The organism is Hungatella sp. SB206 (assembly GCF_051132295.1).
GTDB classification, from domain to species: domain Bacteria; phylum Bacillota; class Clostridia; order Lachnospirales; family Lachnospiraceae; genus Hungatella; species Hungatella effluvii.
Window position 1 is genome coordinate 2,729,124 of record NZ_CP096603.1, and the last position, 14,171, is coordinate 2,743,294.

At 49.5% G+C, this 14,171-nt stretch carries 7 protein-coding genes; 5 read left to right on the plus strand and 2 right to left on the minus strand.

Features of this window, described 5'->3' with window-relative positions; genetic code table 11:
• Nucleotides 1–79: 79 nt before the first annotated feature.
• Entirely contained in the window at nucleotides 80–1,582 is a 1,503-nt protein-coding gene (locus M1L66_RS11915; protein WP_349768897.1) for a hypothetical protein, read from the plus strand.
• A gap of 166 nt (nucleotides 1,583–1,748) precedes the next feature.
• Nucleotides 1,749–2,399: a fibronectin type III-like domain-contianing protein gene (locus M1L66_RS11920; protein ID WP_434693121.1), complete on the plus strand. Its 651-nt coding sequence runs from the start codon at nucleotides 1,749–1,751 to the stop codon at nucleotides 2,397–2,399.
• Nucleotides 2,400–2,573: 174 nt separating this feature from the next.
• Here the strand turns inward: M1L66_RS11920 and M1L66_RS11925 are convergent, their stop codons facing one another.
• Nucleotides 2,574–3,815: a DUF1266 domain-containing protein gene (locus M1L66_RS11925; protein WP_434693124.1), complete on the minus strand. Its 1,242-nt coding sequence runs from the start codon at nucleotides 3,813–3,815 to the stop codon at nucleotides 2,574–2,576.
• A 112-nt stretch (nucleotides 3,816–3,927) separates the two neighbouring features.
• Entirely contained in the window at nucleotides 3,928–5,424 is a 1,497-nt protein-coding gene (locus tag M1L66_RS11930; protein WP_434693126.1) for a hypothetical protein, read from the minus strand.
• Between the two features lie 250 nt (nucleotides 5,425–5,674).
• Between M1L66_RS11930 and M1L66_RS11935 the strand changes: the two genes are divergently transcribed.
• From M1L66_RS11935 to M1L66_RS11945, 3 genes are read left to right on the plus strand one after another with little or no spacing between them, the layout of a single operon-like run.
• On the plus strand, nucleotides 5,675–7,465 hold the full coding sequence (locus M1L66_RS11935; protein ID WP_434693129.1) for a putative bifunctional diguanylate cyclase/phosphodiesterase: 1,791 nt from the start codon (nucleotides 5,675–5,677) through the stop codon (nucleotides 7,463–7,465).
• Nucleotides 7,407–11,000 (plus strand): response regulator, encoded by a 3,594-nt coding sequence (locus M1L66_RS11940; protein ID WP_434693131.1) that lies wholly within the window; start codon nucleotides 7,407–7,409, stop codon nucleotides 10,998–11,000. Before M1L66_RS11935 ends, M1L66_RS11940 begins: the two co-directional genes overlap by 59 nt.
• Nucleotides 11,001–11,003: 3 nt before the next feature.
• Nucleotides 11,004–14,150, plus strand: a complete 3,147-nt coding sequence (locus M1L66_RS11945) for a PAS domain-containing hybrid sensor histidine kinase/response regulator (protein ID WP_434693133.1) — start codon at nucleotides 11,004–11,006, stop codon at nucleotides 14,148–14,150.
• Nucleotides 14,151–14,171 lie beyond the last annotated feature (21 nt).

Below are 14,171 nucleotides of genomic sequence, written 5' to 3' on the forward strand. Positions count from 1 at the left end.
TTGATGACGAAAAAATATTAATTTTGTTGCAAACTTAATCACTTTACGATATACTGGTATAAAAAAGGAGGATGAGACTGTGCAGTTCTATGAAAAGCTAATTTTTGTCATGAATTTAACTCAAACGACGAACCGGGAGCTGGCCCTGGCAGCGCAGGTAGACCCCTCCATCATCAGCAGATTCCGCAACGGGAAGAGAGGGCTTCCGCGCCATCTGGAGCCGCTGCGCAGCATGGCGGATTTCCTTGCCGAACGCTGTACCGGCGAATATCAAAGAAGAGCTCTTTCAGAGATGGCGGGAGTCAGACGGGTCCTCATGGACAGGCAGGATCAGCTGTCAGAATTTTTATTTTGCTGGCTTTGTGGTGACGCGAACGGAGTGGACAATTTCATGCGCAACTTTGAATCCCTGACTATTAAGGGGGTGGCGTCCAACTCCACCCTGGAGGCCGCAACGATCAGCCGTAAAGGGAATTTTATTCATTTTGGGAATGAGGGAAAGCGTGCCGCGGTGCGGTCCATGTACCAACACCTGCTGGCCCGGCAGGAACCTGGCACGATCTGCATTCTTGCCGATGAGACCGACGATTGGCTGATGGAAGATTATGATTTCACCTCCCAGATGCAGGCTTGGCTGCTGGACTGTATCCGGCGGGGCTGTCAGATTTGCCACATCATACCGCCGATCTATTCGGGTGATCAGATTTTGGAATCCCTGGCCCGCTGGATCCCGCTCTATATGACCGGCAAGGTAAAAGCCTTTTTTTATCCTCATATCCGCGACCGCCTTTACCGGCACACCATTATTATGGTGCCCGGACAAATCGCGATTGCATCACATTCCATGGCGGGTGAGCCCACCAGCTATGGCACAATGCTGACCACAGACCCGGGGGTGCTCCGGGCGACGGAATCGGAGTTTCAGTCCTACCTCGCTCTGTGCCGGCCTATGCTGAATACCTACTCGGAACCCCAAAAGCTGTTCCAGTGCTTTATGAAATTCTTATCCCCCCAGGGCTTCCGCATACAAAAGCTGATTTCCTTATCTGCAGTGACCGCACCCTTTGAACTTGTCGCGGACTCCATCGGAAAAAGAGAAGATCCCGAGCAGAAACGCCTGGGAGAGCTTTACCTTCAGGAGATGAAGCGGCTGGAAGAGGAGCAGGACCAGTACAATCTGATCGATATCGTTCACCTGGCCAGCGCTGACCAGGTCCGCGCCGGCACAGTACCCATCACAGCCACCTGCTGGTCAATCGGCGCCCTTTACTACACCCCGGAGACCTATACCATGCACTTGAAGAAGATTCTGCATATTTTGGATACCCATGAAAAATACCACTTTGTCCCCCTGGAAGGACCTGTTGAACAGGAGAACTCCCTTATGGTTAAGGAAAATCACAGAGCTCTTCTGGTGCATACCTCGGAGCCCTTTACCGTCTTTGAAATCTCCCAGCCTGAGATCGTGGCCTTATACCGTGAGTATCTGTTTCGTCTGGCGGAGAAAGCAGGCTTCACCGGTATCCACCGTTCTAAGATAAAATCCAGGCTCCGGGAACTGATCCATGAGCTGGAAGAGTGACACAGATCAGATAGATCGGAAACGCAAGCGGGACAGATGTAGGCGTCTGTTATAAAGCCATAAAAGGTGTTTTATTCTTCAAACAGAAAATCAGGTCCTTCTTTACCTGCTTCCATTTATAAGATATAATTGAGCAGTAAATAACAGATGGTATGTCGAGTGGCAGATGGCAAAATACGCTGTGGCCGGTTATTACAGAACGGATGAGTTAAAGCCTGGTGAGGAGAAAGACGTAACCGTGCACATCAATGAAAGAAGCCTGTCCTACTGGAATACAGACGGAGAGCTTCAGGAACAGAGCGACGGAACGACCGGCAAATGGAAGGTTGCAGAGGGAACCAGAGTTGTCTATGTCGGAGCGTCCTCGGACAATCTTTTATTAGAGCAGACGGTAGATGTAACAGCAGAAAGTTCAAATGGTTCTGATGATTCAAATGGTTCGAATAGTTCGGGCAGCTCCGGCAGTTCATCGGCGGTTACCGGTTCGGTGGCAGGCAGCTGGAAACAGGATTCCAACGGTTGGTGGTACAGCTATGCGAAGGGCGGATATGCCTCCGGTAAGTGGGAACAGATCCAGAATCAGTGGTACTACTTTGACACGGTAAACTGCAATATGGTGACCGGCTGGCTGGAGTTAAATGAAAACTGGTATTACTTTAATGAATCAACAGCGAATCAGGCAACCTATACGTTTAATGAGGAAAAGGGAACGTGGGTGTATTCGAATGATTCCGCGATTCCGTATGGAGCGATGTATGCGAACCGGGAAACTCCGGATGGATACTATGTAAATTCGAATGGTGAAAGGTCGAACTGATCGCATTTGCAGTAAAAAAGGATGTCGGAAAATAGATAATTTTAATCAGAGGGTGCCGCCCAATCATCAAAACAGATGATTGGGCGGCACCCTCTGATTAATTACACCTTTTTCCTGACAGTTTATCTTTATCAGCCAATGCAGGTATGTCCCAAGACCAGTCTTTTGATCGTTTTACCAGACTTTTTGCAGGGAAGTATTCCAGTCTGCTGAAAACGGACTGTTATCCTCCTCCTTTATTTCCTCATATAACCGGCGTCTTTTATATGCCTGGGAATCGGTATCCTCGGGGGCATTGCCGCTCCAGTAGGAATAGCCGTAGAAATAACTGTTCATAAAGTCGTCCCAGGAAGTAAATTCCTGTTGGATCATCTGTGCAGTCACCAGGGATTTGTCCATGGCTTCTTCATAGGTATAGAATCCTGCAAGGTATCCCCAGCCTAACAGGGACATGGCCCGGCTTAAATCCCAGCCGGCGATGGCATGATCGCCATATGCGTTCTTTGCATCAAATGCGGCAAGCATGATTGTCTGCTCCTCATCGTCAAAGCCGTTGGTTTCCATGGCTGTGATCAAATCTTCTCTGGTCATACCTTCTGTTCCTGACTGGGCCAGGTAATCCAGGGCTTCGCTGTTATGACCTTTCGTGACCAGCCGTTCCACGGTTTCTTCCAGGGAAGCCTGATCGGTTACACCCCAGTCTCTTTCCAGCATGGTCTTCATGCTGGTTTCGATCATACTGCCTGGTTCATAGCCAGCCGGAATGTTCAAATCTCCCCCGTTTAATGAAGTGATGACAGCATAGGAGGCGTTAAACCAGCGCAGTGTATCGGCGAGAGTCTCCGGCTCAGGGATCTCCAGCTCTTCGAATCCCAGATTTGTTTTTATGGAAGCTATTTTTTTGTCGTATCCCTTTGTGCCGGAGAACATGAGCAGATAATAGGCGCGTTCGGTCTCGCCGCATTCGATAAAGAGCCTGCCGCTGGCGCCGTTCTTCTGGGTCATGGTTCCGTCCTTGGCGATTGTCGCCGTCATGCCGGCAAGGGCAATGCTTTCTGTGTTGTCCAGCTCGGTGGTAGCCGCTGCTCCGTTTAAAAACAGGGCGTCGGCATAATTAAAGAAGTCTTCCAGGCTTTCTACGTTACTTCCCCCCTGCCCTAAGAGCTGTCCCTTTGTCATACCCATAATGACGGCTTCCATACCGTCATCACGGCTTAGGTTCATCAAATCAGTCAGTCCCATGGTGTCGCCTTCTGTCCATTCTCCTGGAAGGCTCACGGAAAACATACCGCTCTCTGCTGTGTAGGTGTTTAACGGCTCCTCTTTGACTGCGTCTGCGCCTTTGCAGCCGGTAAATAATGCCGCTGCCAGTATTGCGGCCGCGAGCACCCTCCAATTCTTCTGTAAGCTTTTCATTCTCGTTCTCCTTTGTTTGGTTTAGCTGCTGATTAAGTGCAGCTGATTTTATTATACAGGATATAGCGGTGACCCTGGTGGGGAGTGATATGTAACCCGGTATAGAGGTAAATTAACTTTGCAGCTCCCTGATCAGTTCCCGAAGGCGGGATTTAATTCTGGTCCGGTGTATACCGGTGTAACCCTGTTTTTCCGCAAGCCGAAGCAGATACTCGCGGTATAATGCGACAATTTCAGGCTGCGAAATTTCAAATATTGTAAAGGGCTCCGAGGTGTGTACCAGGAGCGCTTTATTATTTTCTTTTACCATGATGGAACTCTCCTGTTCAAGGGGCTCTTCCAAAGGAACAAAATGATAGGTCTCACAAGTCTCCATAATATGCAGGATATTCTTCAGGTGCAGGGCATAAGTCTCCGGCGTATAGTAAAGGCGTTTTGCTGTACCATACGTGCAGACAATAGGGACAGTACCGGCTCGAACCTGTTCGGCGCTGGCCAGATGGACGATTTCAATCATGTTGTAATGGCTCCGGTCCTGTTTTTCCATTTCCTGATAATAAATTTCGCCCAAGTCTTTCAGTTCGGCATCTTCCCTTTGCTCAATCGTATTGTCGATTAACTCAAGCGGTGCGGTTACCCCGGAAAGGGAGAGCAGCTTTTGGATGCAGAAACCATGGGCTGCGTGAAAATTAACAACGCACTGGAGCAGATTCCGTGGTTGGGAATAGGTATTCAGCATGGGCCGGCACAGAGATAAGTAGTCCTGAAATTCAGCCTCTATGGCCTGGAGCAGCCTGGGGTCAGTGGTCAGCATTGATGCATAGCTGGAAGTTTGACCGGACATGGAATGAGAGGCAAGAGCAATCTGACCGGGCAGTAATAAAATAGTATGACGGTGGAGGCGGTCGCGGATATGAGGATAGAAGTATGCGTGTACCTTCCCGGTTATGTAGAGCGGCATCCAGCGGCTCAATGATTCCAATATCTGGTCCCCGGTATAGATAGACGGAATAATATGGCAAATCTCAAAACCCCTCTGTAAGCAGCCCAGCAGTCCGGCCTGCATACTGGCTGTAAAATCATAATCCTCCATCAGCCAGTCATCTGTTTCATCGGCCAGGATGCAGATCGTACATGGTTCCGGCCGGGTCTGCAGCTGCTGATACAAGGCCCGAACGGCGGCCCGTTTCCCCTCATTTCCATAGTAAATAAAATTTCCCTTGGAACTGATTGGTGGTGAGTACGAACTAACATTCGATGCGGCTTCCTCTATTTTCAGAGATTCAAAGGTCCGCATAAACCGTTCCACCCCATCTGCATTTCCGCTGAACCAGTGAAAGAGAAAATCCGACAACTGGCTTCGTTTCGCTGTTATAATCCGTTTGACTCCTGCCGTCTCAGCCAATGCACGCCGCTGATATTCCGTATTGCAGCGCTCTGAGAAATATAACGCCATACTGCGCAGGAGTTCGGGATTGCGGGGGACACCCCTCTTTCCATTGCGTAAACGGCTTATTATGGAAGGGTCAACCTGAATCGCCTGTGCGAGTTCCTTATTTTGTGTCTGGGTAAGATTCATAATAAAAAGCAATTTTTCATAGAACTGCATCGATCAGCCTCCTTTTTTTCAAGTATAGCACATAATCTCTCATTTAACAAGAAAATGGCATCTGAAATGACAAAAAAGTGGCATTTTCATTTCGAGTACTTATGCTTGAAATATTGCTTAACATCATTTAAAATAAAATAATTAAAGCCATTAGAAAATGTGTCATTAAAAATGACAAAAAATGCCATTTATTCAATAGCGGCTGTTATCATGAGAAGGGCACACGATGAAATGAGGTAGGTACAGAACTATGCTGTTAGATAAGAAAATTTTAGTGGTAGAGGATAATGAGATCAACCGGATGACGCTATGCGCGATTCTGTCCTCCCAATACACGGTCCTGGAAGTGGAAAACGGAGCCCAGGCCCTTGCTGTATTGGAGAAATACAGGGAGGGGATCTCTTTGATTCTGCTGGATATTCAGATGCCTGTCATGGATGGATACACATTTCTTCGCCATTTTAAGGCAGATTCCCGATTTGCCTCTATTCCAGTCATTGTTACCACATCCAATGATCGTGAAGAAGACGAAGTGACTGCCCTTTCTTACGGAGCTACGGATTTCATTACCAAGCCTTACCGTGCCCAGGTTATCCTGCATCGCGCAGCCAGTATCATTCATCTGCGTGAAACCTCCGCATTGCTCAATCAGATTCAATATGACCGGGTAACGGGTGTATACAGTAAGGAATTTTTTTACCAGCAGGTCAGAGATATCCTTTTCAGGAATCCCGATATGAAGTATGATATCCTCTGCTCAGACATTGAGAATTTTAAGTTAATCAATGATTCCTTTGGCGTCTCTGCAGGGGACCGGCTGCTGAAGCAGGTTGCAAAGCTGTGTACCCGGAGCCTGGGGGACCGCGGGATCTGCGGACGGCTGGGCGCGGACCAGTTCGCCTGCCTTCTGGAGCACAGGGAAGATTATGTGGATGAGATGTTCACCCAAACCGATGACCGGATCAACAATGGTTTTCATGACCAGAATGTAGTGATGAAGTATGGTATCTATATGGTAGAGGATCGTGAGGTGCCCGTCGAGCAGATGTGTGACCGGGCGCTTCTGGCGGCACAGAGCATCAAGGGGCGGTACGGAAAGCATTTTGCCTTATACGATGACGAGCTTAGAGGGACGCTGCTGCGTCGTCAGGCGATTACAGACGGCATGGAAAACGCCCTTGTCACGGGACAGTTTGAGGTCTATTTACAGCCAAAGTACCAGATCCGGGATGGCCGACTGGCAGGAGCTGAGGCGCTGGTGCGCTGGAATCACCCGGAATGGGGGTTACAGCCGCCAGCGGAGTTCATCCCTGTCTTTGAACGTAATGGTTTTATAACAAAGCTGGATCAGTACGTCTGGGAACGTGTATGCATTTTGCTGCGGGACTGGGATCGGAAAGGCTATCCCTGCATCAGCATCTCAGTTAATGTTTCGCGGATGGATATCCATAATGTGGATCTGGCTGCGGTTCTGACCGGTCTGGTTGAGCGTTACGGGCTCTCGCCTTCCCGTCTGCATCTGGAGATTACGGAAAGTGCCTACACGGAAACCTCCAGGCAGCTGATTGAGACTCTGGGCAATCTGCGAAAAATGGGTTTTATTATTGAAATGGATGATTTTGGCAGCGGTTATTCCTCCTTGAATATGCTCACAGAAATGCCGATTGATGTGCTGAAACTGGATATGAAGTTTATCCAGACTGAGATTAAAAGGCCGGCAAGTCAGGGAATCCTGCCCTTTATTGTAAGTCTGGCCCGTTGGATGAAGCTGAGTGTGGTCGCAGAGGGCGTGGAAACCCGGGAGCAGCTGGAGAGACTTCAAAACGGCGGCTGTGATTATGCCCAGGGCTATTACTTTGCCAAACCTATGCCTGCCGAGGCATTTGAGAAGATACTGACAGCACCGTCGTCAATCGGAGCCATAGAGGCCGGCCAGACCGCCGCACCAGAGGCCAGCGCCGGTTATAGAAAGGAAGAAACCAATGAAAACAGCAATGACTGCCTGGGAGACTTTGCAGGCGTTTTGCAGCGCCTGGTTTGAGAGACGCTGCGCAGCGGAAACTTACCTCTTTTTAGCTGAGGAGTTTTGTTTTGTGGGAACTGGCGAGAATGAATTCGCACACAGTCCACGGGAAATGGAAGAGTATCTGGAAAGGGATATTCTGGAGATTCCCGAGCCGTTTTCTGTAGAATTAATACCCTATCAGGAACAGGAGATTGACTCCCGGACCTGCAATCTGTCAGTAGGGATGAATCTGATAAATTCGCAGTACCGCTGGCGGTTAAGAGGCTTTTTTACTCTGGTCAGAGATCAGGGAAATCATTGGCGTTTTCGCACCCTGTGGTTTTCAGAGCCGGGGAGCAGCCAGATGGGGGAAGAGCATTACCCCCACACTCTGGTGGTGGAAAACATTGTCAGACAGCGTCAGGAGCTGCTCAATGCATCGCTGCCCGGCGGTATGATGGGCGGATACATCGAAAAGGGCTTTCCCTTCTATTTTGTCAACGGCCGTATGCTGGAGTATCTCGGCTATGCCGATGAGGCGGAATTTGTCGCTGATATTAAAGGAATGGTTTCCAACTGCATGCACCCTGCTGACCGGGATTTGGTGGAAGCGGAGGTTGCTGCCCAAATGGCAGTCCGGGGCGAATATATGGTAGAATACCGTATGAAGAAGCGGGACGATTCCTACATATGGGTACAGGATCTGGGGCATGAGGTTACCGCTGAGGATGGCAGGCCGGCCATAATATCGGTATGTATTGATATCACGGCGCAGAAAAAGGCTCAGGCTGAAATTATACATCTTTATAACAACGTTCCCGGCGCGGTATTCCGTGTACGGTATGATGAGAATTTTACTGTTGTGGATGCCAACGACGGACTGTATGAGTTTCTGGGTTATACCCGTGATGAGTTTATTGTAATCGGGAATGGGATGGCCGTAATGGTTTATCCGGACGACTTGGAAGGTGTGCGGGAAAGACTGTTCACAGATGGGAGCTATGGGGATACCGTACAGGATGAACATCGGTTAGTCTGCAGAGACGGAAGTGTTAAGTGGATATCGATGAAGGCCCAGCTGATGCCCGGAGATGACGGTGAGCTATATTTTTACGGTGTCTTTGTAGATGTTACGGACCAGAAACTGGCCCAGATCCAGATCAGGGAGTTATACGAAAAGGAACTGGCCTATTTTACACAGACAGCTTTGATGGATGGAAGCATTCAGGGGCGTGTCAATGTCACACAGAATAAGGTCGAGAACTATCAGGCCACGGATATCGCAGCCATCGCAAAGGCTGGGGATTCCTATGAGCAGGCAATCAGAAAACTGGCGGATTCCTCAACAGATACCGATTATGGTGAATATATCAGCATGGCTCTCGGAAGGGCACGCGTGCTGGAAGAGTTTTCCGCCGGAAAAACAGATATTCATTTCGAGTTTTTACGGAAACAGACGGATGGCGGCGTTTTCTGGAGCAAAACTAATTTCAAATTCCATAAGAACCCTGAAAGCGGTGACGTAATCGCTTTCTTCTATACAATTGATGTTACAGAGCAGAAGATACAGGCGCAGCTCCTTGATAAAGTGACTGAGCTGGATTACGAGATTATTTCCGACGTTGATATTCGCAATGATACCTATCAAGTAGTCTCTTTTCACCCGGAAGCAGCCGGTATGATGCCAGTGAAAGGCCGTTTTCAGGAAGAGGCCAGAAAAATCGCAGCAGCTTTTATGGAGGAAGGCATTGGGCGTGAGTATCTCGCAAAATTGAATTTCGGTTATATGCGGAAAACATTGGCTGAACACGGCAGCTATAACTTCATGGCCGAAATCCGTGACAAACACAATCATTCCCATGTAAAGCGGTATCAGGTTTTTTACATCAGCCAGGAACTGGGACGCGTGTGCATTGCACGTACTGATGTAACGGATATCATTCGCCAGGAACAGCAGCAGAAAGAGATCCTTTCAGCTGCCCTGACTGCTGCGGAGCAGGCAAATGCAGCCAAAACGGACTTTCTCTCCCGGATGAGCCATGAGATCCGCACCCCTATGAATGCCATCATCGGCATGAGCGCTATTGCTGCCCAGGCTGTTGGCAATGATGAGCAGATTGCAGAGTGCATCTCTAAAATAGGAATCTCCTCCCGTTTCCTGCTCTCGCTCATCAATGATATTCTGGATATGAGCCGGATTGAAAGCGGAAAGATGCTGTTGAAGAATGAGAAAATACCCATGGAGGATTTTCTGAACGGCCTCAATGTCATCTGTTACAGTCAGGCAGAGGCAAAAGGCGTGGATTACGAGTGTATTGCAGCCCCAACCCTGGACGATTGTTATATCGGGGATGCCATGAAGCTGCAGCAGGTCCTGCTCAACATCTTATCCAATGCCATCAAGTTTACAGGTGAGGGCGGCAAGGTAACCTTTTCCGCTGAACTTCGCAAAAAAATTAAAAACGGCGCTGAACTGCGTTTTATTGTCAATGACAACGGTATCGGTATCAGTGAGGATTTCCTTCACCACATATTTGAGCCTTTCGCCCAGGAGTCCATGGGAACCACTGCTATATACGGAGGTACGGGACTGGGACTGGCCATATCGAAAAGTATTGTTGACATGATGAGCGGGAAAATCACGGTGCGTTCCATCAAAGGTATCGGCTCAGAATTCATTGTGGATGTGCAGTTGGGCGTTACAGATGAAGAATTGCACCGCCGTAACAGGAAAAGGACAAATCCCCATTTTTCTGCTTTGAAAACGCTGGTGGTGGATGACGATGTAATGGTGTGTGAAAGCGCGGTAGCTACGCTTAAGGAGATGGGGATTACTGCTGAATGGGCAGACAGCGGCCATAAGGCCATTAAACAGATACAGGAATTGTACGAGGCCGGCAGGCATTACGATATGATTCTGGTTGACTGGAAGATGCCTGAAATGGACGGAATCGAGACTGCCCGGCGTATCCGTGCGATAGTTGGTCCGGAGGTTACGATTATTATCATGACTGCGTATGACTGGGCAGCCATTGAGCATGAGGCAAAGTCGGCAGGGGTAAATCTTCTGATGAGCAAGCCCATGTTCAAATCATCCCTGATTTCCGCTTTCACCAGAGTATTAGGCGAGAAGGAGGAGACCGGGGCAGGGAATGATCCGGTAATATACGACTTTACCGGGCGCCGGGTTCTTCTGGTAGAGGATAACGCGATCAATACCGAAGTAGCTGTGATTATTCTTGAGAGCAGGGGATTTGTTGTGGATACTGCGGAAAATGGACTGCGGGCCATTGAGATGTTCAGTAAGTCCGAAGCAGGCAGTTATGACGCTATCCTCATGGATATCCGGATGCCTCAAATGGATGGGCTGACGGCTGCCAACAACATACGGCATATGACCAACGCCGATGCCGGAACTATCCCGATCATTGCCATGACGGCCAATGCTTTTGACGAGGATATTGAAAAGAGTAAAGCTGCCGGGATGAATGCGCATCTGGCAAAGCCGATTGAGCCGGAACGGCTGTTTCGGGTCCTGTATGATTTTATTCTGGGCCGAGAGGAGGAATAAACAATGACAGATGTGATGAATCATGAACTGAAAGCAATCCTCGACAGTATCCCCAGCGGTATGTGCATCTACCGTGTGGAACAGGAACGGCTTTATCCACTGTATCATAACCCGGCCTTCTTTAAAGTTTTAGGACCGTCAAAAAGGCACGCCCAGGTCAGGGAGCAGGTATCGTTCGCCGGCGTTCATGAGGATGACCGCGCCGCTTTGCAAAAAGAACTGGCCGGTCTGCTGGCAGGTGGAGATATGCTGCGGCATACCTGCAGGCTTTTTCATGAAGAACTGGAGGAATACCGGTGGATATGTATGGAAGGTGCCCGAAGAGCGGCGTCTGATGGCAGTGTGTTTTTGTATGTGGTTTACAGCGATGTGACAGAACAGAAGCGGCTTGAGCAGTACTTTCAAAATACTCTGCAAAATCTTCCCGGCGGGGTAGTGGTAGTCCGCTATGAAGAGGATGGCAGCATTATCCCGGAATATATTTCGGAAGGTCTTGCAGTAACCACTGATATGCCGCTTGAGGATACCTGGGAGTTATATCGCCAGGATGCCCTGACAGGCGTACATCCAGACGATCTGGAACGTGTGCGTCAGCAGCTGGATGCATATTTTGTCAGTGGAAAGAGCCAATGGGAGATCGAGTACCGGCTCTTAAAAGGGTCAGGAGGCTATGTATGGGTAAAGAACACCCTTTCGCTCATCGAGCATGAGGGCGGCGAAAAGAAGATATATTCCATCTTCAACGATATGACAAAAGAGCGTGAAGAACGTGCCCGTGTCCGGCAGAATTACAATGATCTGCTGCTGCAGCATCATCAGAAGTCGGACCCCAACGCCCTGGTGATGGGGCACTGCAATATCACTGAGGACAGGATCATACAGATCAGCGATCAGACCGGAGCCGGGCTTTTAGATAGATTTGGAGTTGTCCGGGAGGATTTTTTTACCGGTCTGTCCGGGTTGATTGTGGAGGAAGAAGACCGGAAAAATTTCCGGAACACCTTTCTGCGCGCCCCCTCGCTGGCCGCTTTTGAGCGTGGAGAAACTGTAAAAATACAGGAGGTCTACGTTCAGCTGCCAGGAGAGGAATCAGGGCGTTATGTAAAATTTGAAATGAAGATGGTGGCTACACCGGACAGCGGCGATGTCACGGGTATCTTGACGGTTACAGATATTACAGAACAGATTATTTCCGACCGGATCGCTCGCCGGCTGTCGGTCAGTGGTTATGATTTTGTAGCGGATGTGGACTTAAAGCGTGACACCTACAAGATACTGTCCCAGGATGAAAATGCCAGATGCATGCCGCTTAAAAAGGGGATTCACTCATACCGGGTGACCCAGCTGCTAAAGTGCGGGATTGTACCAAGGGACCGGGAACAATTTCGGAAGGGTCTTGATCCTGAACGTATGCTTAACAGGCTGAAACAGGGAAGGACCTATACATTTGCCTATTCTATGGTTGACAACGAAGATATCCGAACCAAGAATATCACGGTTTCCCCCATTGACCTGCGGCTGGGCAGGGTATGTCTTACCAGGACGGATATTACGGATTCTATCCGGGAACAGCGGCTGCTGCTCCGGGCGGTTGCCTGTATCTGTGAACTGGCCGCCTTCATTGACGTTGCTGCAGGGACCTTTCTCATGTATACCAGGGAGATGATTCTGGAAAATCTGCCGCCCCATGCCGCGCAGAACTATAATACGGTTTTGGATAAACTGGCAGGCAGCTATGGGACGGCGTGCGGCCATGAGGAGGTGAAAAGTAATTTTCGTCTGGAAACTCTGCTGCGGCAGTTGAAAGAGAAGCCGGACGGCTACGAATTTGTCCTTCCTTATCAGAGCGGAGACAGTCTGCGGTATAAGCAGATCAATGTTTTGTGGGGGGATCAGAATCATAAGACAGTCTGCCTGCTGCGGGCAGATGTGACGGATATGCTGGCGGCAGAACGGGAAGTGAAGGCAGAGCTGGAACGGGCCCTTCTGCTGTCCCGTGAAGCCAGTCTCGCCAAAAGTGATTTTCTGTCTGCAATGAGTCATGACATCCGCACACCTATGAATGCGATCATGGGAATGACCACATTGGCAAAGGCCAACAGCGGTGATCCCCTTAAGGTTCGGGACTGCCTGCAAAAAATATCTTCCGCCTCCATTCATCTGCTGAACTTAATTAATGATGTGCTGGACATGAACCGAATTGAGAGGTCACAGATTACATTGAACCGGGAGCGGATATACTTATCGGAATTGGTACAGCAGGTTGGGGAGATTATTGTTCCCCAGGCAGAACAGGCGGGGCTGAACTATGAGATTCAGCTTGGCGAGATAGAAAACTCCTGTTTTTACGGCGATACCCTGCGTCTCTCCCAGATCCTCATTAATGTTTTAGGCAATGCGGTCAAGTTCACACCGCGGGGAGGGACTGTGCGTTTTAAAGTGGAGGAACTTTCTGCGCTGTCGGATACCCAGTGGGTATCTTACCGTTTCACGATCAGCGACACGGGAATCGGTATGGAGGAAGAGACGCTGGCACATCTCTTTGAACCCTTTGTCCGCAGCCGTGTCGTATCCCGGGTGGAAGGGACAGGACTGGGCCTGAGTATTGTCAAGGGGCTGGTCGACCTGATGGGAGGCAGTATAACCGTTCAGAGCGAATTGGAAAAGGGTACAGTATTTATCATTGAGCTCAAAGGCGAGATCGTGTCACCCGGCCACAGTCAGCTTGCCCCGGAACCGCCTTCAGAAGCTGTAAAGGACGATCTTTTTTCAGGACGCCGCTTTCTGATCGCGGAAGACAACGCGATCAACGCAGAAATCATTTCCGAACTCCTGCGTATGTGGGGAGCACAAATCGAAGTCAAAGGTGACGGGGCGCTGGCCGTGGAAGCATTCTGTGCTGCGGCACCGGGAACCTACGATGCCATCCTGATGGATATTCAGATGCCTGAGATGGACGGCTATGAGGCTGCCCGGACCATCAGAGCGAACCGAAGACCAGATGCCGGAACCATTCCCATTATCGCCATGACTGCCAACGCTTTTGAACAGGATGTGAAAGCGGCTATGGAAGCCGGGATGAACGCTCACATTGCGAAGCCTCTGGATGTGAACGTTCTGTATGAAAAGCTGGCCAGGGAACTGGAATAATCGTGGTTAAAGATGCAAAAT